Origin of the sequence: Halovivax limisalsi, assembly GCF_023093535.1 — an archaeon.
GTDB lineage: Archaea > Halobacteriota > Halobacteria > Halobacteriales > Natrialbaceae > Halovivax > Halovivax limisalsi.
On the sequence record NZ_CP095757.1, the window covers coordinates 2,952,293 to 2,979,249 of the forward strand.

Sequence of the window (26,957 nt, forward strand, 5' to 3'; positions counted from 1 at the left end):
CGGACGCAGGGCCCTCGCGCGGAAAAGACGTCGGGTTGGGGCAGACCGGGGTCCGATCGTGCCGGACCGACCGCTCGAGCGCCGGGCTCGCGCTCTCAGTCGTCGTCGGCGGGGATCGGGTCGGCGTCCTCGCCCGTCTCCGCGGCCGAGGGAGCGGACGCGTCGGTCGGTGGGGCGGATGTGCCGGCCGATTCAGCGCGCGGGAAGTTGCCGATCGTCGCGTCCTCGAAGGCCCCGACGTCGAAGTCGTAGTCGCCGTCGAGGAACTCGAGGACCCGGCGAGCGTCGCGTCGGGCGTTCTTCAGGCAGGTCGAGGCGCCGGGCGAGGGCGTGACGTTGAAGATGATGCCGTCGCCAGTGATCGTCGCCTCGCCCATATCGAGCGACTTCGTCCGGGTGTCGACGATCTGCGGGCGGACGCCGCCATATCCGTCCGCGCGCTCGATGTCGTCGAGTTCGACCGTCGGGACGACCTTCTGGACGTGCGGGAGGAAGGCTCGCGGACCGACGGCGGGGAGGTCGTACAGCAGGTTCTTGACCACGTAGGGAAAGAGCACGCGGTCGGCGAGGATGTTCCCGTAACTCAGGACCGAGCTCGGGCTGAGCCCGAAGACGTCGAGGAAGTCCGGGACCGTCGAGAGCCGCCCGCGTTCGAGGGCGGGGACGACCTTGGCGGTCGGCCCGAAGCGGGTGAGGTCGCCGTCGTGGACCTCGGCGTCGCCGTGGACCGCGGCGAAGGGCAGCTTCTTCATCTGCAGGGTGTAGACCTTGCCGTTGAGCAGACCCTCGTCGGCGACGAAGAAGCTGCCCGCGACCGGGAGCAGGGAGAGGTGCTCGCCGTAGCCCATCTGCTGGGCGATCTGGAGGCTGTGTGAACCAGCGGCGACCACGGTCGCGTCGGCCTCGAAGTGCCCCTCGTCGGTGTCGAGGACGAACCCGTCGTCCTCGTCCGAGATCTCCGTCACCGCCGTGCCCGTGTGGACGTCGACGCCGTCATCGTCGCGGACGTCCTCGACGAACGCCGTCGCGAGTCGACCGTAGTCGACGGTGTAACCGTCGGGCGTCTGCAGCGCGAGCAAGTCCTCGTCGGGGTCGCGCCCCTCGACGACCTTCGGTTCGATCTCGGCGATCTCCTCGCGACCGATGGCCTCGAGTTTCGGGAACAGGTCGCCGAACCCCTCCTCGTGGTACCGGCGTTCGAGCGACGCGACCTCCTCGTCGCCCGCCGCGAGCACCATCTTCGAGCGCTTGGAGTGCAGCTCGCGCTCGGGGTCGTTCGCCTCGAGATAGCCCGCGACCATCTCGGCGCCCTCCTTGACCGATTCGGCCTTCTCGAGGGTGTAGTTCGTCTCGATATCGCCGAAGTGAAGCGTCTGGGAGTTGTTCGTGTGGTGGGAGTTGATCGCGGCGATCTCGTCTTCCTTCTCGACGAGTGCGACGCGGTCGACGTCCGTGAAGTTCGCGACCGTGTATAGCAACGATGCCCCGCTGATTCCGCCGCCGACGATGACCAGGTCGTATTCCTTCATGCGTAGTTTCACCGGGCCGATAGTCCGTCTTCAGTGACAGTCCGCACTCGACCTACAAATAACGTCCCAGTTCGCCGACGGCGTGGGAATGGGAGCCGTGTGACGAGTGTACACTACTCACGGGAACGACGCGGGAGGTCCGCATCGGAGGAACCCGACCGACCGCAGTCGGCGGTTACCAGTCCCGGTCGGCGGTTCGCTCGGTGCGCGACCGCGATCGGTGGTCCGTCGACGAGTCGTCCATGAGTCGCTCCATCTCCCGTTCGAACTCCGCCTCGCTGATCTCGTCGTCGACGTATCGCTCTTTGAGTTCGGCTTTCCGATCCTCGGTCGTGGGTTCGACCGTCGAGGCGACGTCGAACTGCCGGAGGGCCGGGTACTCGCGCTCGAGTCTGTCGACGATCGTGACGAGCCGGTCGTCCCGGTGGAGCAACGTGTTTCGGAGGACGGAGACGACGGTCGCGGCGAGAAAGATGACCGCGAGGACGCCGAAGACGGACAGGGCGACGAGCCACTCGATGGCCTCGCCGAGCATCGCCAGGAGGACGAACTCCTCGCCCGCGTACACGCCACTCGAGAGGACGGAAAGTGCGTCCACGACGCCGAGCAGGCCGACGGCGACCGTCGCGAGACCGCAGAGGACGGCTCCGGCGAAGTACAGCCAGTGTCGGGATGCCATGCTCGGCGGTTTGGAACCGATATCCATTAAATCCGCTGGACGGACTCCGAGCGGCGATCCGATCGGACGCTGCGATAGCGAGTCGACTGTCCGCTCAGACCGGCTCGGTCTCGTGCAAGAACGTCTGGAACTCGACGGTCCGTCCGTCCGGATCCGGGGCGAAGAACTGGTAGATCCGGTAGCGTTCGTTTTCCACGGGCGCGGCTTCGGCGCGATCCCGGAGGTCGTCGTACGCCACGTCGACGTCGGCCCTCGAATCGACGACGAACGTGATGGTCCCGTCCGTCTCGGCGTCGTCGCGGTCGCAGAACCCGAACAGCATGTTGTCGTACTGCAGGATCGTACAATCGGGTTGCTCCAGCCAGCGCTCGGCGCCGACCCGATCGACGTAGAACTCGACGACGGCTTCGAGCGATTCGGTGCCGAAGAACACGATTCCGGACATGCGAGAGGAATCGGTTCACGGATCCTAACCGCTTCGGGTTTCGAGCGACGACCCGCTCGAATTCGGGCGGCCGGGTCCCGATTCGAATTCTGCTAGTCAGTATCACACGCTCCGCGGATCCGAGCGTTGAACACGTCCCTCCAGAACACATCCGTATGGACGAGACGTTCGTCTCCGGCGAGACGATCAGGACGGAAGGCGCGTGCGGGCAGCTCCGTTCCGGGCTCGGCGACGGACCGCACCCGGGCGTTTTGGTCCTGCACGGCGCCGGCGGGGCTCGCGGGTACGAACAGACCTATGCGGCCATGCTCGCCGAGCACGGCTATACCGTCTGCTGCGTGGAGTACTTCGGTGCGCCCGGGACGCGCGACGCCCTGGTCGACGTTCCCCTGGAGGAGTTCCGCGACGCCGCCCACTGGCTGCTGGACCGACCGGACGTCGCCGGCGATCGCGTCGGCGTCGTCGGCTTCTCGCGGGGCGGCGAGGCCTCGCTCGTCGTCGGCGCGCAGTTCGACGCCGTCGGTTGCGTTGTCGCCTACGTCCCCAGTTGCTACCGCTGGCCCGCGCCGTCGTGGATGGACGGCGTCGGCGAGGACCAGCCGACGTGGACCCTCGACGGCGAGGCCCTCCCCCACCTGCCGATCGACAAATACGTCCGGGAAGAGGATGGGATCGACGAACCCCTCGGCGTTCCGGAACCCAACGCGGCCTCGCTGGCGATCGAGCGCTCGACGGCAGCGGAACGAAACCGCGCCGCGATTCCGGTCGAGGAGATCGACGGGCCGGTGCTGTTGGTCTCCGGCGGCCAAGATACCATCTGGCCGTGCGCGGAGATGGCCGATCGCGCGGCCGCCCGACTCGCCGATCACGATCACCCCAGGCAGTTCGAGCACCTCGAAAATCCCGATGCGGGGCACGCGATCCGGGTGCCGTATCGATTCGACGGGGAAACGGATCCCGGGGAGACCCACGAGTACGGCGGGACGTACGAAGCGAACTCGCTGGCGGCCGCACGGGCCTGGCATCGGACGCTCTCGTATCTCGATCACCTCTAGGAAATCACGATTTCAGCCGGCGCGGCGATCGGGTTAGCTCGCCGGTCGAACGACGAGCGCCGCCAGCGCGACCGCCGCGACGGCGAATCCGATGAGTATCGCCGAGGAAACCCGGAACTCGCCGGCGTCGCCCCCGAGAACGACGTACTCCATGGCCCCGACGAGGTGGGTGATCGGCATAGCCAGCGCGACGTACTCGAGGGCGGTCGGGAGTTCCGAGACCGGCCGGAAGGTCCCGCCGAGGATGACCTGGGGCGTGATCACGACGGGGATGAACTGGATGGCCTGGAACTCGCTGTCGGCGAACAGCGAGAGGACGATGCCGGTACCGAGTGCGGCGAACGCACCCAGTAACTCGACGCCGACGAACCGGAGGATGCCGTTTGCGAACGATACGTCCAGGAACGCTACCGCCGCGAGCAGGAGGACGACGGACTGAACCGCCGCCAAGACGCCGTAACCGAGGACGTACCCCACGACGAGACCGGTTCGCGACACCGGCGCGACGAGCACGCGGTCGAGCGTCCCCGACGTGCGTTCCCGGAGGAACCCGATGGCCGTCAGGATGTAGGTGAGGAAGAACACGATCACCGCGAGGACGACGTGGGCGACCGGTTCCGGTCGCGCGAACACCTCCCCGAGCAGGGAGACGATCAGGGCGGGCGCGACGAACACGAGCGCGAGCGTCCGGCGGTCGCCGCGCATCGTCCGCAGGATGCGCCCCGCGACCGGCAGCGATCCCCGCAAGGGTCGTCGGGTGCGTCCGAGCGGGCTGGCCACGCTCATCGGCGCTCACCCCCGCGGTCACGGGGGCTTCGGGCGGCCGTCGATGTTGCTTTCGAGTCCCGTCCGTCTCCGTTCGGGACCGCACCACCGCCCGCCGCCGTCCGTCTATCGGTCCCGGTCGCTGCCGTGCCGTCGAGAAGATCGAGAAAAACGGCTTCCATGTCCTCCGCCCCGGTCCGGTCGCGGAACCCGGCCGGCGAGTCAATCGCGAGAACCCGCCCGTCCCGAAGGAAGAGGACGCGGTCACACCGAGACGCTTCGCCGAGGTAGTGGGTTGAAACGAACACGAGCACCCCGTCGTCGCGGCGGTCGCGGAACTCCTCCCACATGCTCGCCCGCAGTTTCGGGTCCAGGCCGATCGTCGGCTCGTCGAGAAAGAGCACGTCGGGATCGTGCACGAGCGAGCACGCGAGACTCGTCCGTCGGACCATCCCGCCGGAGAGTTCGCCGATGCGCGCGCCCTCACGGTCGGTGAGGTCGACGACGGAGAGCGCCTCGTCGACCGCCGTCTCCCGCCGTTCGACGTCGTAGAGCGAGGCGAAGAAGGAGACGTTCTCGCGAACACTCAGGTCGTCGTAGATCGCTCGGTCCTGGGGCATGTACCCGATCCGCCGGCGCTCGGCGGCCGTGAACGATCCCGACGACGTCCCGTTGATGGTCCCCTCGCCGGCCGTCGGCCGGATCAACCCGAGCAGACACTCGATGAGCGTCGTCTTTCCGGAGCCGTTCGGCCCGGCCACGCCGACGATGGTCGACCCCGACACGTCCAGGTCGATCCCGTCCAGCGCCGTGACGGCGCCGAATTCCTTCGTCAGATCTGTCGTCGATATCGTCTGCGACATAATCGGAGGGAGGTGGAGAGGACGCGTAGCTGTTCTGCGCCGCATGAACAGGGGGTTTAAACGGTGGGGACGCCCTTGACACGACCGTCCACGATGCGGTACCTCCGGATGACGGTCGAACCCGACCCGTCAATCGCGCCCGAGGCCTTCCGAATAATCGCCGACTCCGACTCCGTCCGGGAGGCGCGCCTCGAGGAGTGGAACGTCGGCGGGGACGACGTCACCCTCTTCTACGCGATCGAGGGTGACGTCGGCGGCGTTCGCGAGTCGCTGGCGGAGACGGCCGAGGTCGAGGCGGTCAACGCGACCGCGATCGGCGAGGCGACCGGCTCCCTGCTGGTTCGTCTGGATCCCTCGAAGACGCGCATCGGCGAACGGATCTTCGACCTGATGGGGTCGCAGGGACTGATCGTCCGCAAGCCCGTCATCTATCGCGAGGGAACCGTCCACGCGGGCCTGGTCGGCGAGGACGACGCGATACAGGTCGTGATCGATCACCTCCCGCCGGGCGCCGACGTCGACGTCAAGGAGATCCGCGGGACGGTTCCGCGCCCGGACACGGTGATCGAGCGGTTGAGCGAGCGGCAGCGGGAGGCGCTGCGCATCGCGCTGGAGATCGGGTACTACGACAAGCCCCGCCGGGCCACGCACGAGACCGTCGCCGAGCGCATGGGCTGCGCCCCGAGTACGGCCACCGAACACCTCCAGAAAGCCGAGGCCACGCTCGTCCGGGAGACGATGGGCGAATTCGGCCTGCAATCAACTGACGGAAGAGATGCAACCGAGGGTGAATCAGAATAGCCCGGCCAGCACCACCTCGTGCCCCCTGAAACCACCTCACACGCCAGCTCGCGCCTCGAAACCCGTATAGGGCCCGGCTCCCTCGACCCGCCAATGAGTTACCGGATCGGTCTGGTCGGCAAGCCCTCCGTGGGCAAGTCGACGCTGTTCAACGCGGCGACGATGAACGACGTGCCCGAAGGGGCCTACCCGTTCACGACGATCGACCCCAGCATCGGCGAGGCGTACGTCCGAACGCCCTGCGCCGCGCCGGAATTCGACGAGACCTGCCAGCCCTCGGTCGGCGTCTGCGAGGACGGCACCCGGTTCGTCCCGGTCAAGCTGGTCGACGTCGCCGGGCTCGTTCCCGGCGCCCACGAGGGTCGCGGCCTCGGCAACCAGTTCCTCACCGACCTGAACGAGACCGACGTGCTAGTCCACGTGGTCGACTTCTCGGGGACGACCGATAGCGAGGGCGAGGCGACCGAGGGCCACGACCCGCGCGAGGACATCGACTTCCTCGAGGACGAGCTCGACGCGTGGTACCTGGCCATCCTGGAGAAGGGGATCCAGCGATACGGAGACAGACACGTCGAGGACGTCGATCCCGAGGACGTCCTCGGCGAGCAGCTCTCTGCCTTCGGCATCTCGCCGGCCGAGATCAAGCAGACCATCCTCGCGGTCGATCTGCCGGTCGCACCGCTCAAGTGGGACGAAGCGGAGCGGGCGGCCCTCGCCAGCGAGATCCGCAAGCGAACGAAGCCGATGACCATCGCGGCCAACAAGATGGACACCCCCGCCGCACAGGAAAACTGGGACGCGGTCACGACCGATCCCGCATACGACCACCTCGAATTCGTCCCCGTCTCCGCCCACGCCGAGAAGGCGCTGAAGAACGCGAACGAGCAGGGCGTCGTCGAGTACACGCCGGGCGAGGGCGACTTTTCGATCGTGGCGGACGACCTTCCCGCCGACCAGGAGGCCGGGCTCGAACGGATCCGCGAGTTCGTCGACGCCTTCGGCGGCACCGGCGTCCAGCAGGCGCTCGAAACCGCGATCTTCGACGTCCTCGACCTGAAAGCCGTCTTCCCGGGTACGGCGTCGGGCACCTGGACGAAGGGCCCGTTCCGCGACTGCTTCCTCCTGCCCGAGGACGCGACCGCGGAGGACTTCGCGTACCACCTCCACTCCGACATCGGCGACGGGTTCCTCCACGGCATCGACTGCCGCGACGACCGACAGGTCGGCGCCGATACGGTGCTGAACCACCGCGACGTCGTGGAAGTCGTCTCGACGAATCAGTGAGGGCCCGAGAGCACCAGTGGAAACACCGCACGTCAGTTCCGACGGCGTCGCCACCGGCAGCTAGCGGCCCGCCGCGTTTCGGACCGCGCGCCGCGATCGGTGGTCGCGTGACTGACACACTCACTGGACAATCCGACGTCGAGTACGGGTGTCCGAGGGCCGAAATAGGGGATTTCGACCCGTAACCCCCGTGTACGGATATCCACTTCGGGACCGATCAGACGGACTGTGGTACCGGACGTGGTGGCTTTCTCGTCGTTCGACGGTAGTTGTATCAATGACTGTCACTCGCGGGGTGAATGGGGCTTTATCACCGACAGCGGAATAGGGGAAACTCCCAAGGTGGGCTTACGTCCGGAAGCGCGCGGCTCGTCAACGACGCCGATCGGGTGCGACGAGCGCCATCGCGCGTAAGGTAGGCCTACCGCGGGGGAGCAAGATACCATGAGGGACGACGACACGTCCGGAGCTCAGCAGCCGTACTCGCAACGTGGACAGCCAGCACCGCAGTTCCAACAGGGACAGCCACCACAGCAGTTCCAACAGGGACAGCCACCACACCAGTTCCAGCCACCACAGCAATTCCAACAGGGAGAGCCAACACAGCAGTTCCAGCAAGGCCAATCGCCCCAGCAAATCCCGCAGGGACAACCGTCGCAACAGTCCCAGCAGGTCCCAACACCGCAGCAGTCCTCACCACAGCCAACAGGCGGCCACACAACCGGGAATCAGCCGGTCCAGCATTCGCCACGGCAGGGCGGTCAGTCGGCACAGCAGCAGCCGTCGCAGGCAATTCCACCCCAGTCGTTCGAGCTCGGTCCACGACCCGCGTCGCAATCAGCCCCACAGTACGGGTCCCCCCAGATCGCTCCACAGGGTCACCGATCGCCCCAAGAAGGACCACAGATGGGACAGCAGAGCCCACAGACGATACAACAGCGCCCGCAGACGGGAGGCCAACAGTCATCCCAGCAAATGGAATTCCCCCGTCGTCAGTTCGGCGGATCGTCGCCGTCGCAGCTGTCTCGACCCGACGTCCGAGCGCAGTCCACACAACCGATTCCGTCGCAGCAATCGACCGGAACGGGGATCCGGCGGGAGCCGACTCAGGGGGAACAGGTCCCGCACACGGGCGTCCAGCAGACTCCATGGCAGGGCTACCAGTCGGGTATCGAAGGATCGATGCCGTCGAGCCAGTCGATCCCGGGCCAGACGCAATCGTACGCCCCGCAACAACGGTCGACTCCGCCCCACGCAGGAGGAGCCGGGCAGGGGACACTCTACCAGCCCGGACAATCGGCACTCGGTGAACGGACGACGGCCTCGCAGCTCGAAGGGAGCCAATCGAGTACGGGAGCGGTCGTCGACATGTTCGATTCCCCCGAAGAACTCACGATATTGGCGGATCTGCCGGGCTGCACCGGCGAGGACGTGAAGGTTCGTACCTCGAACAACACCCTCTACATCACGGCCGAGCGATCGGCGGACATCGACGGCGATTCCCAGCCCGTGATGCACGAACGCGCGGACAGGATCGAACGATCCATCCCCTTACCCGCCGACATCGAGGCGGAGGAGGCAGACGCCTCTTGCGAGAACGGCGTCTGTCGCATCACGCTCCCGAAGAAAGAGGAATCCAAGCAGCGCGAGATCGGGATCCACTGACCGCGACGCCGTCGATCGGCCCAGCTGTGAGTATCGTCGGTCGGAGATCGAGGGACCGCGATCCGACGGGTCTCGTTCGGGCCGGGGCTCGCGCCCCGTCGCGGCCCGTCCCGACGATCGTCTCGCGTCCGATCAGCGAATGTATCGATCTGGCGGCGTCTCGCCCTCGGCGGGCGAACTCACGGGTAGATCGACGAGCGGCTGCAGGTAAGTGATCCGGACGAGGTTCGGCCGACCGGTCGGTTCGACGACCGGATCGGTCGCCCGTTCGGGTACAGAAAGCGTCTCGCCCGCGTGAACGACCTGCGAGACGACTTCGTACCGCCTATCGGTCCGACAATCTGCTGCCACCTTGGAACACATGCTAATGAAACGCACTCACGTGGTGAAGCGTGAGATCGCGTATAAGTTTTGCGTCCAGGATCGGACCGCGCCGGATCGCCGGCCGCGACGGCTTCGAAAGCCACGATCGAACGATCCCGTCGACTGGAAGAAAATTTCCACCAGGTCGCTCCCGCGGCGTCGATGGCAGCGATCGGGGTGGTCGAGACTCGAAATCCGTTCTGAGATATATGGTGGCGCAGGTGAAACGGAACGGAGACGACGATGAGTTACGATCGAGCGCCTCCGGACGACCTGGCCACGGTTGGAATCCTCGGGGGCATGAGCAGCGAGTCGACGCGCGAGTACTACCGGGGAATCGACGAGGGGATCACCGACGAGCTCGGCGGCCACAACGCGGGCGACCTCGTCATCCGCAGCATCAACTTCGCCGAGATCGAACGCTGCATTCGGACCGACCGGTGGGACCGGGCCGGCGACCTCCTCGTCGACGCGGCGCTCGACCTCGAGGCCGCCGGCGCCGATTTCGTCGTCATGGCGACGAACACGATGCACCGCGTCGCGCCCCGACTGGTCGAGGCCCTCTCGATCCCGTTCGTCCACATCGTCGACGTCGCCGCCGAGGCGATCCGGGCCGACGGGCTCGAGACGGTCGGCGTCCTGGGAACCGCGGCCGTGATGGACGGGGACTTCTACCACGACCGATTCGCCGACCGCGGCATCGAGACGCTGGTTCCCGACGCGGACGACAGGGTCGCAGTCAACCGGATCATCTTCGACGAACTGACCCACGGCGAGGTGGTGGCCGACTCCCGTGAGCGCTATCTGGAGAGCATCGATCGGCTGGTCGATCGAGGCGCCGAGGGTGTCGTCCTGGGCTGTACGGAGATCGAACTGCTCGTCTCGCAGGCCGACCGGCCCGGGACGCCGATGTACGATACGACGGCGTTGCACGTCGAACGGGCGGTCGAACGAAGTCTGGACGGTCGGGGGAACTGACTGGCCCACCGGAACGACGCTTCCGGTCGGCTCGACTGCGGGAACCCATCGTGACAGCTTTTTTCGCCCTCCGGCTGAGAGCTGCGACCGAATCGAGGACGACGAACTTCCGCAGGCTCCGGGACGAAGCCGACGTCGAGAGCGCCCGCGTGAGCCGACGGTTCCGATCCGTCTCGCCACCGCTCGGCCGGACGACTCCCCGTGGCTCGCCACGGCGTGGAACTGAGGAACGGATCGACCGGACACGGGGACGAGACACGGTCGCTGGCCGGACTATTCGATCGGAACCGTCACTCACGCCATTCGCGACCCGGGTGACGCGAGAAACCCGGTCCGCGCGCGACCACCGACCGGGTCTCGATCGAGCGTCGCGTCGCGGCGCTCGTCTCGAAGGTCATCGGTTGAAGCGGCGACGAGACGCCGTCGGCGCCGTCGGATGGACCGTCACGTCAGTACTCGACGACGGCACCGTCTATCCGCGACCGGGTCACCTCGAGGGTGATGCGCTCGATCGGCGTCGACGGGGTGTCTTCGCCATCGCCTCGCATGCGATCGCCGGCGATCGCGATCTCGACGGAGTCCTCGAGGTCGCCGTCACGATGGCGTGCCCGAAGCGTGTCTGTGACGTCGACGAACTGGTTCTGCGGCGGGTGTGCCGGCGGCGCGATCCAGAAGTGAAAACAGCCGGCGCAGCGGTCGGACCCCGGATCGGGGTGTGACGACGGCGGATCGACGAAGACCCGGCCGTGAAACCACCCCGTCTCCGGCATCGCGATGTCCCGGGCCGCGACCACCACGCGGCCCGGCGCCTCGCCGGTGAGATACGGTTCGACCGTGGCCAGATCGACCGTACCCGAGAGGGTTGTGTCGGCGCCGAACGTCACGTCCTCCCCGAACGCGACCGTCGTCGGCGTTTCGAGGGACACGCTGGCCGTCCGGCGATGGGTCGACGGGTCGACCGCTGCCGGCGCCCCGTCGATTCGCGTCGGGTACGTGTACGATCGATCGGGCAGCTCGAGTACGTCCCGGACCGACACCGCGTCGACGACGGTCCCGTGCCTGTCGACCAGGTGCTCCTCGAAGGTCCAGTCGAGCCACGCCTCGTCGTCGGGATTCGGATGGCCGCGCGCGTTCCACTCCCACCACAGCCGGTCCACCATGCCGTGGTGGGCCCAGAACGCCGGATCGTTCGGGGACAGGCCCGTCGCCATGTCGCCGCCGACCCGGATGTGGACGTAGTCGTGGGCGGGCGACTCGAACGCCCCGGCGCCCGCACGGACGGATTCCCGCCTGTCTTCCGTCCCGGCCCAGCCCCCGATCGCGCGGAGGAAGTTGGGATCCTCGAGCCGGGGCGCGACTCGCTCGCGACCCGAGATCGTCGCGTCGAGCGCATTGTTCGGCGTCCGGCTGGCGTTCGTGAACGGCTCGCGTCGGAACAGCGCCGGCAAGGCCTGGTGGTCGAGCCAGTTCCAGTACGGGAGCGCGAAGGCCTCGGTGCCGGTCACCTCGCGGATGATCTCCTCGTGGTAGTGGAGGTACGCCCGGTGCCACGCGAGGAACAGCCAGTTGCCGTGCTCGCAGTTGCGAAAGCGCTTCAAATTCCCGTGGATGCGCACCTGATTGTCCCAGTTACGAGGGTCGCTCTCCGGCAGCGATCGCAGCGTCTCGATCCCCTCGGCCCACGTCCCCAAGATGTCGTTCGGGTCCGCGTCGGCAAGCGACCGCACCGGTCGCCGTTTCGGGACGGTCCCCGCCTCAGCCAGCCCCGTCCCCAGTACGCCCAGTCCAGCAATCGCTCCGCCCGTCTCGAGAAACGTCCGTCGTCTCATCTGGTGTGGCCACTATTTTTACCGTTACGTCTTAAATATTTATAGTGGAAATGGAGGAGAGTTATCGGCAGGTCGGTCGCCCGACGGGCAATCGAGCGCCTTCTGATCACCTGATCGAACTGCCCTACCCGCTGCGCCCGAATGCGCGAAGGAACCGTGCGACGAACCCGGGAAGTGATCGAGGCACGCGATGCGATCGAGGGGCGAAGCTGGTGAATCGCCAAACCACCGTGAGTGTTACCGGTGTGAACGCGGCGTGGGGCCGTCGTCGTGCTTCGCGGTCGAGGTCGAACCTCCTGCCGCGCTTTCGGAGAAATACGAAAATCGGGTGCGGTACTGCTGTGGGCAGTGTGCGGCCGGGATGAACCTGCCCGACGTCTCCCGGCGGTGGAAGGCAGGTGCTCGACGGAGGGGAGTCGCCGGACGGGTAATTCCGGTCTCCATCACTGCGATAGCTGACAGAGAACGTGGTTAGGCGCAGTATTAGAGCGTCAACACGGCCAGGACTGACCGAGTACTTGTCCTATTAGAGTAGCTCAAAACGGGGGTAGAACTACCGGAGTTCGTCCCGAAGCCGCGTCAGGGCCTGTCGCGCGGTTCGCGTGACGATCGACTTGCGCGTGTACTCGACGTCCCACGTCTCGAGCACCCGCCGCATCGCCGCGACGCCGGTCGATCGCCGGATCGCCTCCTGTTCGGCGTGTTTGAGCGGGTGACGGAGCCAGCTGTACTCGGCGTGGGCGTAGACGTCGGTCCGATCGCCCCGCCGCTCGAAGAGGACGACGTGGAGCTGGCGATCGGCGAGCCACGACGATCGGTACGTCCAGCTGCCGTCCGAATCGTTGCCGACCGGCGTGTAGTGGTACAGGCTCACCGGGTCCCAGGCGAAGCCGGCGTCGCGGAGTCGCTCCTCCACCGCCGCGATCGGGAGCGAGACCGTCGCGACGTAGCCCTTCGGCCAGACGTGGTACTCCGGCTGGCCGATCCGCTTTGCGACCCTGTCGATCGCGGGCCCGAGCCGCCGACGGAGTCGGCGAGCCATCGTCGGTCGAACGTCGGTCCCGAGCATCGATGCGAGCTACGCGACAGCGGGTGAAAAGAACCACTCAGCAGTTGCACCGTTCTGAAAGGGGTTCGCCGCAGGGACGACCACATTTTGTCATCGGGAGACTCGTAGCGACGGGTGCCCGACGGCAGTCGTGGCGCGGTTGATTCCGAGCGCTATCAGTAATTATATTACCCATCACGTCAACTATCAGCACGGAAGTCACGCGCTCCCCTGGGGGTAGAAATGCCCCGGGTGCTGGCACACCCGAGACGTGGCTTCCAAATCCCTAGCGGGGGATTTAGTCGCCATGTTACGCAACACACTTCCGAGACAAAAAGGTCTCGCACGCCTGTGGTACGGAGAGTCGAATCGCTATTCGTCGCTGACTTCGGAAGCCGGGGATTGGGTGTCGAGGTTCACCAACTGGCCTGGGGAACTGTACCGCGGTGGTCTCGGATGAAACCCGCCGAGGGATCGGGCGGTGGAGTCGGAGAGACGTCTTGCAATCGCGAGTGTTATCGGTGTGATCGCACCGTGGCACCGACGTCCCTGTTCACGATCGAGGTAGTGCCACCAGACACGCTTTCGGAGAAATACGCAGACTCCGTGCGATACTGTTGTGAGCATTGTGCAGCCGGGATGAATTTGTCCGACTTTTCTCGGCAGTGGGCAGCGACCTCCCGACAAACTGGCGAACCGTAGGACGGGTGATGCCCGTCATCGCTACAACCACATCCGGTTGAGAACATTGTTCATCTAATATAGAAGGTAACTAGCTAAGATCCCGACATCGACCAACTAGTTTTGATATCGTGGTAGTCAAGTGCGAATTTGATTCCGAGGAACAATCCGATAAAGGCACCGAAGAAGTGTGTAACGTCATCAGCACCATCCATCCTACTGAGGATAGCAACCGCTTCTTGAGTTTTGACGAGGCCAAAGAAGACGGCGGCAGAGTGGAAGGTTCTCAAGTCAATTGCACCGCCATATCCCATTTCTAGCAGACGGCTGATTGAATGGACAAGTAGCCACGACGTGAGGCCGAATGTAACTCCGCTTGCTCCAACCGATCCTACTGATCCCATGGCAAGCGGTGCCCAGGCTGCGACATAGCCGACTCCGAGGTAGAATATGTAGAGACGGCTACGATCGTACTGGTATTCCAAGTAGGCACCAGCGACAAGCAGGACGCCAAGGTTGTCGGTCAGGTGTCTTGGTCCTTGGTGGATGAACGGTCCGATCGTTGCCGCGAGAAAGATTTTCGCCTCTCTGGAGAGCGATTCCAATAGCGCCCGCGATGTTGAGAACTCCAAAGCGTTGGCAACGAAGACTTCTGCTTGGAAGATTGCCACGAGCAGCGATAGTAGGGTGAGCGTCGCTATGACCTGATTCCGTAACCGACTGGCTATACCGAGGAATTCTATAGATGAAGAAAGTACAGCGTTCTGAAAATAGGTTGTTACTTTTGACCGATTCCCAGACATTCTCAGTTATGTGGAAGACACGGCCATACATATAAAATAACCATCCGATGGAGGTCGGATTCTCGGTATTAGTTCGGCCTCGGCACTCGAACAGGAATGACTTACCAGTACTACGTTATTATTTAAGAAGAATCGACACCAATGAGCTACTTACCAGTATCATTATTATCTGATATAGAGTCTATCTATATGGTGTTTTCGCATTTCCGAAGTCCATCAACACTACGGCGAGCAAGTTGATTTGTAAAACACTCTCTTGACCATCTACGAGATTTTATAACGAATTCTCGCTAGCGTTTCAGTTGAATGTCAGGCCAGAAGATCAAGGATATACCTCAGATCCAAGAGTTGTTGACGCAGGCTCAGTATTTTTCACGATTCGAGAAATTGTATCCTGTCTTGAAGCCGTTTCTGGGCTTGCTGGGTGTTGATGTAGCGAGTATTGAGGAGGCTTTGGACGATGCAGATATTGAGGAGTTGAAGCGGAAGGCGGAGGGTCTGGGATCGATTCCTGATCAATTTAATGATTTGTTTGCTGATCGGGGTTGGATCATTTATGCGGATATGAATTTGGAGGAGGCGAAGGAGGCTGTTGAGAAGGCGGAAGCCGAAGGTATAGAAGCTGGTGAGGAGGTGCTGATTTCGCATTATGATCCGGATACGGTTGAGTTTAATTTGAGACGGATGCGGGCTGTTGACGCTTTTCGGCCTCGAATGGATCTTGCGGAGAAGGCCTTAGATGATTATAGAGAGGGCCGTTATCATGCTTGTGTGCCTGTTGTTCTGGCTTTGATGGATGGGTTCGTGCAGGAGGTCTATATGGAGGCTTATGGGTATGGCCGGAACTGGTCGAGTAAAGAGGCCCAGTTAGAGGCCTGGAATTCTCTGGTGGGCCACAGTAAGGGTTTGGAGCGGTTGCAGGAACTGCATTTGGAGTCACGCTTCAAGACTCGGACGGAGAAGATCGATGTTCCGTATCGGAATGGTATCATGCACGGGATGGACCTTGGTTATGACAACAAGGCTGTTGCAGCGAAGGCGTGGGTTGCACTCTTTGCGTTACGCGAATGGGCGTTGAAGGCTGAAAGAAATGAACTGGAAGCCCCTGATGGAGAGGATCAGACCTTATGGGAGATGATTCAGGAGACCTATGGAACTATTCAGCGGACTGAGGAAATTAAGCAGGGAATTGATGAATGGCAGCCGCGTGAAGTGGTTGTCGGAGAGGATGTGCCTTCCAGTGGTGAGCCCGAGGACTATCCGGAAGGATCACCAGAGCAGGCCTTAGTAGAGTTTTTAACGTACTGGAAGAAGGCCAACTATGGGTTTATGGCCCAGTCCTTAATAAAGCCGAAAAGCGGTGATTGTGAGGAGGCAGGGGAGATCCGTCGAGAGTTTGAGGACTGGAATTTGCAGTCGTTCCAATTGAAAGAGATTGACGATGTTGGTGCTGCTCGAACTGATATTACGGTAAATATCGATCTTGATGCACTTGGTCATGAATCCGGGGGCGAGGCCTGTGTGACTTTGATTCGGCTTGATAGCGAAGGCGATTCAGCAATTAGAGATAGGGGTAAGGGAACATGGACGGTTACCAATAGAATTGTGCTTAGGACGCCAGATTAATTATTTGATAAAAATGGCATCATTACGGGTTCTGTAGTGGTCTACGTGGACGAACAGGAACAACTTACATGTACCATGGACGCTGTGTATAGCGTCGTTCTATTTGTCATCAGAGTCAAGGAGGCTATAGTACCTGTCGTTAGTTTGCTCTTCAAAGTTTGCTACCCATTCACTGAACCCGAGCGGACTCCCCCCTGTAAAACTCTCACACACCTTTTGATACTTAGCCTTACCTTCATCCACTTTTTGACTTGGCAGGCCGTGACCTTCCCGTGTTACTACTCCAGTCCGTCCCTCACTCTGTAATCTCTCAAATGCCTTTTGTACGACGATTGGATCACTGTTCCACATAACTCTAGCAAGCCTGTCTGGCCAGAGCCACTTTGTGTCTTGATTGATCAAATAGTCCTCATAAGCTGTCTCAATAAATGCCTGACAAAGGAGAACAGCGTATTCCTCGGCAGGCGTTTTCGCGGCATCAAGACAAACCCTCTTCCAACTGGATGAATAGTTTGCAACAGCAATTGGATACTCACCGTTCTCCTTTCGGTATTTGAGTATCTGATTTGATGTTTTAACATAGCTGTTCCTCCACTCTAAAAAGGCTCTTACCAGCTCCTCATTTGCTCGATCATGAGGAGTGAACTGCCAAGTCCAGTCGACATCCAATTCTGGTAGGTGACTTCCGTAGTAGTCTAATATATTTGAGTGGATATCCTTGAGAGTTCCATCGAAGTATCTGAGCATGAAATCATCCATCGCCCATTTGTCAAGGTTGCGGCGGAAAATCAGATCTTTTTGATGGTCCGCCGCTGACAAGACCCGATTCAAATTTCTTGGATCTGGTTGTTTACTGGTGGCTTTCAACAGCTTAGCGAATGCACTGAAACCCTCTTTTCGAAAAGAATTCCCCTCAGTGTCGTTAGGCGCCTCACGGATTGCATTTGATACCCCCCAAGCTGCATCAGCTGCAATGAAACTCCGGTAATTATCTACTCCAGTAACACCGATTTCAGTAATTACTGAAATCGCCTCTTTGAGCAGTTCATTCTCTCCATGTTCAAACGCGTGAATAGCGATTTCCGGAAGAAACTCGTCTAAAGGCTTCTTGACAAGTTCTTTTGACTCTTGAGTACTCCCTCTAAGTTGAAGATCACCAGTCCCACTTAATTCGGAGATAGTCCTCGTTGCCACGTGTTCAAACCGATTGAGCCCCCGCTCTGCAGTTGTCCACTCACTAGATGAGATTGCAGACATAATAAGTGAGTACAGCGGATGGAGGGGATGGACAGTACCGACTCCATCCTCTATCATAGCTTCAACCTGTGCATAGTACTTTTTTGGCTGTAAGTCTGCAGCAAAGGCCTTGAGAATTCCTTCAGGGGTACTCCTTTCTAGAATCTCGGTGATGAACACGTACAACGATCCAACGGCAACTATCGCAAGTCCTCCCGCAAAATAGACTCCCACTGTAAATGACGACGCTGATTCTGGGACATTGTACAGCAAGAGAAGATCGACGCCAATAGAGAAGACAAACACCACAAATGTATATCTGAAAACCGAGGCGTCAGTGAACAGGTGAATCATTCTAGGAGAATATCGCTGAGCGATTAGCTGAATGCCTAAGACAGTTACAGAGAAGACAATTGCAAGAACACCCGCTTGAGTAGTGGCAAGCGCATTCAGGACGGATCTGGTATTCTCCTCAGAAAAACCAAACCGGAGAAGCAAACCAAGCAGTGCAAACAGAACCGGGACGATCACAGAAAACCAGAGCAATTTGTTAGGGAGCTCTCCGAAAAACCGTTTCCAGTACTGAAGTGAGAGGATCTGCGTCATGATTTGGGTGGTTTTTCTAGAATTTCCATCCGGTGGACTTGTATTTTGCTACCTCGGGTTCAATAGAGAAATCTACTGGAGAACACGACGAGTACCGATTCTTAGTAGGTGTGATTATGTGTTTGGTCGCTAGAACCCGTATTAACGATGGCAGATAGGATTTAAACGGCGACAGCGCGGGAATTGATGACTCATAATCCGGAGGGGAAATCGATCGACGGTCGACAATAAATATATCCTACGTACTCATGGGCCTCTGATCCACCCGTAAAAACCTGGAATTCATCTTCAAAAACTGGCATCTGAGGGCGGTCCACTGTGTCTCGTTTCACCTACGAACATTAGTTCAGTACTGGTGCTCGAAACGGATCTCACTATATTTATATGAGTATGACTTGATACCTTCTTCTTCGCACTGCGACTGGAGATCGGCGGGTGCCACATACGTCTGATCGCCCCATTCCTTTTCGAGGTGTTTGAGGAATGCAATGGAGATTTCACGCTCGTCCTCTCCATCTTGAGCGGCTTCAAGAACGACTGCCAGATCGGGATCATCGTAATCTGGCTTGATGACGTAATCTCCTGGTGTGAACGGGTTCTCTGGGTACTCGAGGTTTGTGTGCTTGTAGGTGTAGAGTTTGATATTCTGATCATCACAATAGGAAGCTAACTTCGCCGGGTGGATTTCGCGCCAGTTGCCAGGACCCTCATCAAGCATATCCGGGAACGCGACATTGACCGCTTCACCGTCCATCTCCTGCCCGTAAGCGGTGGTGTTTTTCTCGGGCGGTAACACCTCAACGACGACCGCGACCGACCCATCATCGTCGCCTTTCTTCACAACCCGGTCACCGGGCGTGAACGGATTCTCGGGTTTCTGGTTCAGATGAGCGGTATTCGGTCCCAGATCGTGTAACTCGTTCATCGGACGAGCCGCCAGGTGGGCCAGTTTCTCAGGTTCCTCACCAGAGTACGCTTCCTGCGTCTTCACTTTCGACTTGAGCGTTTCAGTCCGTTCCCAGCCGAGGAGGATAAGAGCATCCTCGTTGTCTCGATGCCAGACCATCACTATGATGTCGTCGTCCGGGTCGTTTTCCAGAAGGGCAGCAGGACGGAACGCAGAGACATCGCGCGACGTTTTCACGTCGATTTCGTAGCCGAAGACTTCGAAGTCGTGCCCGGAGAAGCTTTCAGGATTGCACCGACGAATAGCCTCTTCGTTTTGCCACTCCCACATTTCCACCGGAAGGTACTCGCGACAGAACTGCTCGAACGCAAGTTCACCGAGGTTTCCGATACGTTTGACGTCACGATCGTCTGCGCCTTGAATAACCGCCTGATGATGTGCCCGCGCTCGGTCGATTTCTTCCGGTGTGTAGAGATACATTATACTTTGATTATCTGTTAGTCAAATGTATCTTACCCACTGACGGGCCTCGGAGGAATTTTAGTAAATAGTTCTCGCACAGAGAGGTTCGTACATGTAAATCGGTGGCCTCGGCACTCATAGGGCTCCTCATCACCGGTTGCCGAGACCGGTTCGGCCCGGGTGCGTCGTCATCGGCCGGTCGCGACTTCGCCCGAAGTCCCTAAGTCTCTGTCGCCGTCTGCGATCAGTCCTCGACGAACCGTACGCCCGAGATGTCGAACCGGGCCCCACCCTGATCGCTTTCGCCCGCTTCGATCGACCAGTCGTGGGCGTCGACGATCCGCGAGACGATACCCAGTCCGAAGCCGGTCCCGTCGCTCGCGGTGGTGTAGCCCACGTCGAAGACGGTCTCGCGCTCGTCGGGCGGGATCCCCGGTCCCGAATCCGCGACGAAGAACCCGTCGTCGGTCTCGCCGACGGTGACGGTCAGCTCCGCCGTGGACCCGTCGTCGGGAACGCCGTGTTCGAGCGCGTTTCGAAAGAGGTTCTCGAAGCACTCCTGGAGGCGGTCGCGGTCGGCGCGGATGATTGTATCGACGGACAGGTCAAGTGTGGCGCCGTCGGTTTCGACCATCTCCCAGGCCGCCGCGGCGACGTGGCCGAGATCGACCGCTTCGGCGTCGGCGACGGATTCGCCCTGTCGAGCGAGCGCGAGCAGGTCGTCGATCATGGCTTCCATTCGGTCGAGGGCCGTCTCGCACTCGGCGAGCGGTTCGGCCGCGCCGTCGCCATCGGCGCGGGCGGTCTCGAGATAGCCGCGGGCCACGGTGAGCGGGTTTCGGAGGTCGTGACTGACGACCCCCGCGAACTCTTCGAGGCGCTCGTTCTGGCGCTCGAGTTCGCGCATCGTCCGCCGACGGGTCAGTTCGTAGCGCAGCCACTGGGCGAACAGTTTCACGAGCGTTCGTTCGGCGTCGGTGAACGCCCGACCGCGGGGCTCCGTCGCGGCGAAACAGAGCGTTCCCCAGGTTTCGCCGTCGACGACGATGGTCGATCCGACGTAACTGCCGAGTTCGAACGCCTGGTAGGCGGGATCGTCCTCCCACCCCTCGGCGACGGCGTCGGCGACGGTGACGATCCCGTCACTCGCGACCGTCTTGCGACAGTAGGCTTCGGAGAGCGGGCAGCTCTCGCCGGGCTGGAGGCGGTCGTGATCGCTCTTCGCGTGCACGATCGACTGCGTGCCGTCCTCGATCCGGGTCACGAACCCGTACGGCAGGTCGAGGTGCTCGCGCCCGAGGTCGAGCAACGTGGTGATTTTCGCCTCGAAATCGGATGCCGTATCGGTCGCGACCTCGTACAGCCCCTCCAGGGCGGAGACGTTCGCCTCCAGATCCCGCTCGGCACGCCGCAGGTCGGTTACGTCCGACAGCGTAACCGAGAGGCCCGTTCGATCGGGGTAGATGCGGATCTCGAGCCACTGGTTCGACCCCGGGACGTACTCGGTCGTCCGGACGGCCGTCCCTCCGCTGCGGACGCGATCGAGGTCGGTGGCGAGGGAGCCGTCGTCGGTCGGCAGGATCGAGTCGATCGGATCACCGACCAGCTCTTCCACGGGGCGACCCAGCAGTTCCGCAGCGCGGTCGTTGGCGTGGTCGCATCGACCGTCCGAATCGACGGCGAGGTAGCCGTCGGCCACGCGATCGAGTATCTCGTCCCGTTCGTGTTCGAGCGCTTTCCGGTCGGAGATGTCGCGAATGACGCCGGTGAACTGGTGGGTCCCGCCCACCGTCGCCTCGCCGAAGGACACGGCGATCGGAACCTCGTGACCGTCGGCGTGGCGTGCGGGCAGCTCGACAAGCGACCAGTCGAGCGTCCGCTCGCCGGTTCGGAGGTAGGACGCGATCGCCTCGAAGTGTTCGTCCCGGTGTGAGTCGGGCATCAGCGTGGCGAGCGATTCGCCTTCGAGCGCCGACGCGTCGTACCCGAGTATGTCACCGAGGGTCTCGTTCGCGTATCGGATCCGGCTCCGGTCGTCGATCGTCACCACGCCGAAGTCGCTATCCTCGGTGAATGCCCTGAACCTGGCCCGGTCGCGCTCGAGGGCGTGTCGGTCCGTGAGGCGATCGATCGCCCGGCAGAGCTGTGACGCGAGTCGGCGGCCGTCGGCGGCCGCCTCCGTGCCGATGCACACGATCGCACCGGTATCGATCGCGGCCGCGGCCAGGGACTCATCGTCGGTGACGACGGCGACGGGGATTCGAGCGGGGACCGCAACGATTGCCTCGATTACGTCGATCGGATTCGCGAGGGAACTCGTCTCGAGGACGACGCAGTCGACCTCGCGAGCGCGGACGGCCTCGAGGACGGGTTCCGGGTCGGGTGCCCGCGAGACCGAGAGCCGGTCCGCGGCCCGTTCCAGTGCGAGGGGGAGTTCGTCGGAGGCGCCGACGTAGTGGACCGATACCGCCTCGTCCCGATTGGGAGCGGTTGTCGTAGTGGGGGTCTCAACCATCTCGATGGATACGGGGGTCACGTCGCGCCACGTTAATAGTCTCGTGGCCGAAGCGCGGTTTTTCGTCGGCGCCCCGTCCCAGGACCAGGATTCGCGAGTGTGAACGATCGGCTCCGAGCGAATCGGTCCGCCGTGTACCTACAACCCCGTCGGCACGTCGAGGTACGTCGTCTCCAGTCCCCAGTCGTCGACCAGCGCTTGCAACGACCGCACGCCGAAGGTCTCCGTCGCGTAGTGCCCGGCGAGCACGACGTGAATCCCGGCCTCTCGGGCTTCGTGGTAGACCTTCCCCTTCCCCTCGCCCGTGATCAGCGCGTCGACCTCCGCAGCGACGGCCTCGTCGAGCCAGTCGGTGCCGCTGCCGGTCAGCACCGCCACGTTCTCGATCCGGTCGGGCCCGAAGTCGAGCAGCCGGACGCCTCCCGCACCGGTGTCCAGCTCGTCTGCGAGCGTGTCCCGAAGCTCCCCGGGCGCGAACGCATCTGTCGCGACGCCGCGCTGACCGACGTACTCCGGGCCGAGTTCGCCGAAGGGCTCCCGGTCGGTCAGCCCGAGAACGTCCGCCACCCCGGCGGCGTTGCCCAGTTCCTGGTGGCCGTCCAGCGGCAGGTGCGAGACGTACAGCGCGAGATCGTTCTCGATCAGCGGCGCGATGCGCCCGTACTGACGGCCGGTGACGCGCTCGATGCCGCCCCACGAGAGGCCGTGGTGGGTGACGAGCAGGTCCGCATCCGCGTCGGCCGCCGCCGCGATCGTCTCGCGGACGCCGTCGACCGCGAACGCGACGCGCTCGATGTCGGCCTCCTCGGGCCCGACCTGCAGGCCGTTCGCGCTCGCGTCCAGGTCCGCGTAGTCGGCCGTTCGCAGCTCCTCGTCGAGTCGGTCGACGAGTTCGGTGAGGTGCATGGGCGTGGATTGGGCGGCGGGCGTGTTAGTCGATTGGATCTGGGCCGATACGTGTCCTCACCAGAACGACCCTCCTATTCGGTTTCTTCCGTCCGATCATCTTCGAGCAGCGTTCGTGCACGGTGATAGATCGGTCGTCCGAGCCAATCGCGGTCTTCGGCGATCCGTTCCAGTCGTCGATCCGCTTCGTCGGCTCGAAGCCGTCCTCGTTTGACCAGCGCGGAGAGGACGATGGGGGAGATCGCGACCCGCGCCTCGGTTAGTCGTTCGAGTTCCGGCAACGCACGGAAATCGTCGGTGACGAGAAACGAGGCGTCGAGTGCGTTACAGAGAGCGACGCAGGTGCCTTCTCCCCGGTCGATTCGTGACGTCTCGACGACGGTACCTGTCGTGTCGTGTACCGTCACGCGCTCTACGTTCTCGGTCACAGCTGCCGCCGCTCGTCCGTGAGTATCGTCGTACGCCGCCGTCGATTCGAGTTCATCCAGGACGCATCGACTCGTGTGGACATCGAATTCGTCGAGCCAGATCACGAGAACGTCACCACAGGACAGTGAGACGAGCGCGCTAGTGTCGGCGACGATCATCCTACAGGGAGGCCATCTCGTCAGCCAGCTCGTCACCCTGGTCGAGAATAGCCTTCGACGAGCGGACGGATTCGGCGTCCTGGCGACCGATAAACGTACTCAAGGTTTCGAATTGGATTTCATCGTCGAGGTAGAGTTCGACGACTGCTTCGTTGAACGATTCGTCGTCCTCGATATCCGAGAGATACTCGCGAAGCGCTTCCGTTACGATTTCCGTTCGGTTCCGGTGGGTAATCTCCGCGGCGATGTCGGCCTTTTCGAGGAGTTCCTCCGGAAGTCGGAAGTTAGCTCGTGTCGTTCCCATGGGTCGTTGTGGGTACGTTGTACGTACAGGGAGAAAAAGCTAGGGTCGTTCGAGTACGTCTTCTCTGGAAATCACTTGTTCGATTGCCGCTGACACAGAATCTGACCCGCTGTCGCCGCCAGTGTGATCCAAAACTGGCCGCTTCGACCTCCGCGAAACGACCACTTTTGACACGCCGCGTCGAACCCTCGACCATGCCACGCGAGACAGTCTCTCACGAGGAGGGCGCGATCTACGAGTTCACGCCGGATCTCGACCCGATCGCCACCGTCGACTCGGGCACCCAGATCACGATCGAGACGCGGGACAGCCTGGACGGGGCGGTCCAGACGGACGAGGATCTGATCGAATCGGTCCCCGAGGAGGTCAACGCCGCGACGGGACCGATCGCGGTCTCGGGCGCCGAACCCGGGGACGTGCTGGCCGTCGAGATCGAGGCCGTCCGCCTCGCCGAGGATCGCGGTCGCGTCGTCACGATCGACGGCTTCGGCCTGCTCGACGGCCGCGAGGAGATCGAGGCGCCGCGGACGACCGTCACACCGGTCGCGGACGACACGTCACCCGACGCCGAGGCGGTCACCGATACGGTGATCGAGTTCGGCGATCACGAGGTCGCGGTCGATCCCTGCATCGGGACCATCGGCGTCGCGCCAGCGAGCGAGTCCTACACCACGCTCGTGCCCCACGATCACGGCGGCAACCTCGACACGACCGACGTCTCGGCTGGCAACACGATCTACTTCCCCGTCTTCCAGGATGGCGCGATGCTCGCGATGGGCGACAGCAAAGCCGCGATGGCCGACGGCGAGATGTGCGGCACCGGCGCCGAGATCGCGACCGATATCGACGTCACCGTCGCGGTGATCGACGGCGACGACGTCGCGGTCGACCTCGACCGACCGCTGATCGAGACCGCCGAGACCTGGAAGACCGTCGCCAGCGCCGAGACGATGGAGGCGGCGTGTGAACTGGCAAACTTGGACGCGATCGACCTGCTCGCCGCCGAGCACGGCTTCGACCCGACGGAGGCCTACATGTTCTCGAGTCTCGTCGGCGGGCTGGAGATCAGCCAGGTCGTCGACCCGCTGGTCACCGTCCGCAACGCGATCCCGAAGACGCACTGTCGCGGGCCGTTCTGAGGCCGCCTCGGCGGGCCCCACGCGGTGTCGACGTACGGGTCACGGCGCCGCGGCGAGACCAAACGGACTCGCCGACCGTCGACCACCACCGCTTTGAGGGCGCCCTGCGAAGACCTGCGCATGAATGCGAGTCGGTTTCGTCGGCCCCCGCAGTTCAAGTTGGCCGACGTCGCCCAGCAGCTGGTCGGCGGCTTCCTTCTCGCCGGGCCGTTCGTCGTCACCGCTGAGGTCTGGGACCTCGCAGCGAGCATGAACGCGATCCAGGGACTCCTCACCGTCACCGTCGTCTTCGCCATCGGCTACGCCAGTCTGTACAAGGCCAATGACGAGCGGGATGCAGACGCAGAGCACGAAGTCGCCGGCATCCCGCTCCGGTTCATTTCGCTGATGGTCATCTCGTTCGGCTCCGTGACGATCCTGGCGCTGCTACTCGACGCCCCGGACGTCTTCGTCGGTGGCTCCCTCCTGTCCACCCCGACGCTCGAGACCACCGCGAAGGCGATCAGCGTCGGCTCGATCTTCAGCGTCGTCGGCGCATCGACGGCCGACTCGGTGCTATAGGGGACAGCGTCCCACCGAGGACGGCCCGAGTGTGATCGCACCGCACCTGCTGCTGCGACCGACCCGTTACCGCGTTGACGCGACCGGCCCGGCTCTAGCCGCGTGCGTGTAGACGAACTCCTTGAGTAACTTCGCAGCGAGCGACGCCGCCTGACCGTCGTCGCGATCGTTGACCTCGACGACGTCGAACCCCGTCGCGGACGGCGCGACGGCCCGAACCGCCTCACGCAGCTCGCGGGGGGCGAGTCCGAACGGCTCCATGGTTCCCGTCCCGGGCGCGTAGGCCGGATCCGCGCCGTCGATGTCGACGCTGAGATAGGTCTCCCGATCGGCGAGCAGGGCGTCGACGTCGGTCTCGTCGAGCCACTCGCGAACCGACTCCGGCGGGACGACGGTGACGTCGTCGGCCGCAGCTCGCTCCCACTCGGCCTCGCACCCGGTCCTCGCACCCAGGATGATCGCCTCGTCCACCCCGAGGTCCTGATCCTCGAGGATTCTGCGGGTCACGCAGGCGTGGCTGAGCGGGTTGCCGCCGTACTCGTCGCGCAGATCGAGGTGCGCGTCGAGACAGACGAGGACGTCGGGTTCGGTCGCTCTCGCGCCCGCGAGCGAGATGGTGTGTTCGCCGCCGATCGCGACCGGGACGGCCTCGTCCCAGGCGACGTCGCGCAGGGTCCCCTCGAGGTAGTCGAGGTACTCGGAAACGTCGTCCCAGGCGCGGACGTCGCCGCCGTCGGCGACGCCGAGCGTCGAAAAGTGCTGATCCGTCCGGTGATCGTAATCGTCGAACGTCTCCGCAAACTGGCGCACGCGCCGGGGCCCGAAGCGGGTTCCCGGCTCGAAGGTCGTCGACGCGTCCAGGGGCGCGCCGACGATCACGAAGTTCGCGTCTCCGCGCTCGGCGGTCGCCCCGGGAAACATCAGACGATCTTGCGCTTTCCTTCCATCTCGAGGAATTCGATCTCGTCGTCGGGCGAGGCGTCGACGTCCTCGGGAACCCGCATGGTGAACGTCTCGTAGCTCTCCAGATCCATCACCTGCATGTCGTCGCCGTCGACGGAGACGATCTGGCCCTGCTTTCGCTCGATGATCGGGACGCGGATCTTGGCGTCGACCGGCTGGCTGAGCGAGCGCTTCTTCTCGTCGAAGACGCCTTTCGCTTCGATGCGGGCCTTCGCGCTACCGTGTTTGCCCGGCTTCGCGGTCGAGTAGGCGTTGATCTGACACGCCGCCTCGTCGATCATGACGTAGCCACCTTCCTGGAGGTCGCGAACTTCCTGCTGCTGTGTCGCCATACCCGCTCGTATCCAACCGAGCGCC

At 62.6% G+C, this 26,957-nt stretch carries 25 protein-coding genes; 8 read left to right on the forward strand and 17 right to left on the reverse strand.

The window, feature by feature from the left end:
* Nucleotides 1-95: 95 nt before the first annotated feature.
* From MXA07_RS13815 to MXA07_RS13825, 3 genes are all read right to left on the reverse strand, one after another.
* Complete coding sequence (locus MXA07_RS13815) at nucleotides 96-1,529, reverse strand: FAD-dependent oxidoreductase (protein WP_247729175.1); 1,434 nt, start codon at nucleotides 1,527-1,529, stop codon at nucleotides 96-98.
* A gap of 175 nt (nucleotides 1,530-1,704) precedes the next feature.
* Complete coding sequence (locus MXA07_RS13820) at nucleotides 1,705-2,208, reverse strand: SHOCT domain-containing protein (RefSeq protein ID WP_247729176.1); 504 nt, start codon at nucleotides 2,206-2,208, stop codon at nucleotides 1,705-1,707.
* Nucleotides 2,209-2,302: 94 nt separating this feature from the next.
* Nucleotides 2,303-2,653 (reverse strand): VOC family protein, encoded by a 351-nt coding sequence (locus tag MXA07_RS13825; protein WP_247729177.1) that lies wholly within the window; start codon nucleotides 2,651-2,653, stop codon nucleotides 2,303-2,305.
* A gap of 155 nt (nucleotides 2,654-2,808) precedes the next feature.
* On the opposite strand from MXA07_RS13825, the gene MXA07_RS13830 reads away from it, so the two are divergent.
* Nucleotides 2,809-3,708 (forward strand): alpha/beta hydrolase, encoded by a 900-nt coding sequence (locus MXA07_RS13830; protein WP_247729178.1) that lies wholly within the window; start codon nucleotides 2,809-2,811, stop codon nucleotides 3,706-3,708.
* Nucleotides 3,709-3,741: 33 nt separating this feature from the next.
* On the opposite strand, the gene MXA07_RS13835 is transcribed toward MXA07_RS13830, so the two are convergent.
* Together MXA07_RS13835 and MXA07_RS13840 are read right to left on the reverse strand one after the other, a co-directional pair.
* Complete coding sequence (locus MXA07_RS13835) at nucleotides 3,742-4,494, reverse strand: ABC transporter permease (protein ID WP_247729179.1); 753 nt, start codon at nucleotides 4,492-4,494, stop codon at nucleotides 3,742-3,744.
* Nucleotides 4,491-5,336, reverse strand: coding sequence for an ABC transporter ATP-binding protein (locus MXA07_RS13840; protein WP_247729180.1), 846 nt, complete (start codon nucleotides 5,334-5,336; stop codon nucleotides 4,491-4,493). The genes MXA07_RS13835 and MXA07_RS13840 overlap by 4 nt, the downstream gene beginning before the upstream one ends.
* 75 nt (nucleotides 5,337-5,411) lie before the next feature.
* Here MXA07_RS13840 and MXA07_RS13845 point away from each other — a divergent pair, with 75 nt between their 5' ends.
* From MXA07_RS13845 to MXA07_RS13855, 3 genes are all read left to right on the forward strand, one after another.
* Nucleotides 5,412-6,137 carry a helix-turn-helix domain-containing protein gene (locus tag MXA07_RS13845; RefSeq protein WP_247729181.1) on the forward strand — a complete coding sequence of 242 codons (726 nt, stop codon included), beginning with the start codon at nucleotides 5,412-5,414 and terminating at the stop codon, nucleotides 6,135-6,137.
* Between the two features lie 93 nt (nucleotides 6,138-6,230).
* Nucleotides 6,231-7,421 carry a redox-regulated ATPase YchF gene (locus MXA07_RS13850; RefSeq protein WP_247729182.1) on the forward strand — a complete coding sequence of 397 codons (1,191 nt, stop codon included), beginning with the start codon at nucleotides 6,231-6,233 and terminating at the stop codon, nucleotides 7,419-7,421.
* Nucleotides 7,422-8,789: 1,368 nt separating this feature from the next.
* Nucleotides 8,790-9,086: an Hsp20/alpha crystallin family protein gene (locus MXA07_RS13855; protein ID WP_247729183.1), complete on the forward strand. Its 297-nt coding sequence runs from the start codon at nucleotides 8,790-8,792 to the stop codon at nucleotides 9,084-9,086.
* A 132-nt stretch (nucleotides 9,087-9,218) separates the two neighbouring features.
* On the opposite strand, the gene MXA07_RS13860 is transcribed toward MXA07_RS13855, so the two are convergent.
* Nucleotides 9,219-9,437 carry a hypothetical protein gene (locus MXA07_RS13860; protein ID WP_247729184.1) on the reverse strand — a complete coding sequence of 73 codons (219 nt, stop codon included), beginning with the start codon at nucleotides 9,435-9,437 and terminating at the stop codon, nucleotides 9,219-9,221.
* Nucleotides 9,438-9,692: 255 nt separating this feature from the next.
* Here MXA07_RS13860 and MXA07_RS13865 point away from each other — a divergent pair, with 255 nt between their 5' ends.
* Nucleotides 9,693-10,427, forward strand: a complete 735-nt coding sequence (locus tag MXA07_RS13865) for an aspartate/glutamate racemase family protein (protein WP_247729185.1) — start codon at nucleotides 9,693-9,695, stop codon at nucleotides 10,425-10,427.
* 449 nt (nucleotides 10,428-10,876) lie between these two features.
* Here the strand turns inward: MXA07_RS13865 and MXA07_RS13870 are convergent, their stop codons facing one another.
* The 3 genes from MXA07_RS13870 to MXA07_RS13890 form a co-directional block, all read right to left on the reverse strand.
* Nucleotides 10,877-12,256, reverse strand: a complete 1,380-nt coding sequence (locus MXA07_RS13870) for a tyrosinase family protein (RefSeq protein ID WP_247729186.1) — start codon at nucleotides 12,254-12,256, stop codon at nucleotides 10,877-10,879.
* 553 nt (nucleotides 12,257-12,809) lie between these two features.
* Nucleotides 12,810-13,325, reverse strand: coding sequence for a hypothetical protein (locus MXA07_RS13880; protein ID WP_247729188.1), 516 nt, complete (start codon nucleotides 13,323-13,325; stop codon nucleotides 12,810-12,812).
* 755 nt (nucleotides 13,326-14,080) lie between these two features.
* The gene (locus MXA07_RS13890) at nucleotides 14,081-14,788 is read right to left on the reverse strand and encodes a rhomboid family intramembrane serine protease (RefSeq protein WP_247729190.1); all 708 of its coding nucleotides are present in this window, start codon (nucleotides 14,786-14,788) and stop codon (nucleotides 14,081-14,083) included.
* A 306-nt stretch (nucleotides 14,789-15,094) separates the two neighbouring features.
* Here MXA07_RS13890 and MXA07_RS13895 point away from each other — a divergent pair, with 306 nt between their 5' ends.
* Nucleotides 15,095-16,414: a hypothetical protein gene (locus tag MXA07_RS13895; RefSeq protein WP_247729191.1), complete on the forward strand. Its 1,320-nt coding sequence runs from the start codon at nucleotides 15,095-15,097 to the stop codon at nucleotides 16,412-16,414.
* A 99-nt stretch (nucleotides 16,415-16,513) separates the two neighbouring features.
* Here the strand turns inward: MXA07_RS13895 and MXA07_RS13900 are convergent, their stop codons facing one another.
* From MXA07_RS13900 to MXA07_RS13925, 6 genes are all read right to left on the reverse strand, one after another.
* On the reverse strand, nucleotides 16,514-18,256 hold the full coding sequence (locus tag MXA07_RS13900) for a DUF2254 family protein (RefSeq protein ID WP_247729192.1): 1,743 nt from the start codon (nucleotides 18,254-18,256) through the stop codon (nucleotides 16,514-16,516).
* Nucleotides 18,257-18,602: 346 nt separating this feature from the next.
* A complete protein-coding gene (locus tag MXA07_RS13905) occupies nucleotides 18,603-19,643 on the reverse strand; it encodes a DUF7961 domain-containing protein (protein WP_247729193.1) in 1,041 nt (346 codons plus the stop codon).
* Between the two features lie 226 nt (nucleotides 19,644-19,869).
* Complete coding sequence (locus tag MXA07_RS13910) at nucleotides 19,870-22,161, reverse strand: PAS domain S-box protein (protein WP_247729194.1); 2,292 nt, start codon at nucleotides 22,159-22,161, stop codon at nucleotides 19,870-19,872.
* Between the two features lie 117 nt (nucleotides 22,162-22,278).
* Nucleotides 22,279-23,046 carry a Nif3-like dinuclear metal center hexameric protein gene (locus MXA07_RS13915; RefSeq protein WP_247729195.1) on the reverse strand — a complete coding sequence of 256 codons (768 nt, stop codon included), beginning with the start codon at nucleotides 23,044-23,046 and terminating at the stop codon, nucleotides 22,279-22,281.
* A gap of 74 nt (nucleotides 23,047-23,120) precedes the next feature.
* The gene (locus tag MXA07_RS13920) at nucleotides 23,121-23,633 is read right to left on the reverse strand and encodes a PIN domain-containing protein (protein WP_425492223.1); all 513 of its coding nucleotides are present in this window, start codon (nucleotides 23,631-23,633) and stop codon (nucleotides 23,121-23,123) included.
* Nucleotide 23,634: 1 nt separating this feature from the next.
* Nucleotides 23,635-23,937, reverse strand: coding sequence for a ribbon-helix-helix domain-containing protein (locus MXA07_RS13925; protein ID WP_247729197.1), 303 nt, complete (start codon nucleotides 23,935-23,937; stop codon nucleotides 23,635-23,637).
* A 194-nt stretch (nucleotides 23,938-24,131) separates the two neighbouring features.
* Here MXA07_RS13925 and MXA07_RS13930 point away from each other — a divergent pair, with 194 nt between their 5' ends.
* Together MXA07_RS13930 and MXA07_RS13935 are read left to right on the forward strand one after the other, a co-directional pair.
* A complete protein-coding gene (locus tag MXA07_RS13930) occupies nucleotides 24,132-25,076 on the forward strand; it encodes an acetamidase/formamidase family protein (RefSeq protein ID WP_247729198.1) in 945 nt (314 codons plus the stop codon).
* A 120-nt stretch (nucleotides 25,077-25,196) separates the two neighbouring features.
* Complete coding sequence (locus tag MXA07_RS13935) at nucleotides 25,197-25,637, forward strand: DUF2391 family protein (protein WP_247729199.1); 441 nt, start codon at nucleotides 25,197-25,199, stop codon at nucleotides 25,635-25,637.
* Between the two features lie 66 nt (nucleotides 25,638-25,703).
* Here the strand turns inward: MXA07_RS13935 and speB are convergent, their stop codons facing one another.
* Together speB and MXA07_RS13945 are read right to left on the reverse strand one after the other, a co-directional pair.
* Nucleotides 25,704-26,558 carry an agmatinase gene (speB, locus tag MXA07_RS13940; RefSeq protein ID WP_247729200.1) on the reverse strand — a complete coding sequence of 285 codons (855 nt, stop codon included), beginning with the start codon at nucleotides 26,556-26,558 and terminating at the stop codon, nucleotides 25,704-25,706.
* Nucleotides 26,558-26,932, reverse strand: a complete 375-nt coding sequence (locus MXA07_RS13945; protein ID WP_247729201.1) for a translation initiation factor IF-5A — start codon at nucleotides 26,930-26,932, stop codon at nucleotides 26,558-26,560. Before MXA07_RS13945 ends, speB begins: the two co-directional genes overlap by 1 nt.
* Nucleotides 26,933-26,957 lie beyond the last annotated feature (25 nt).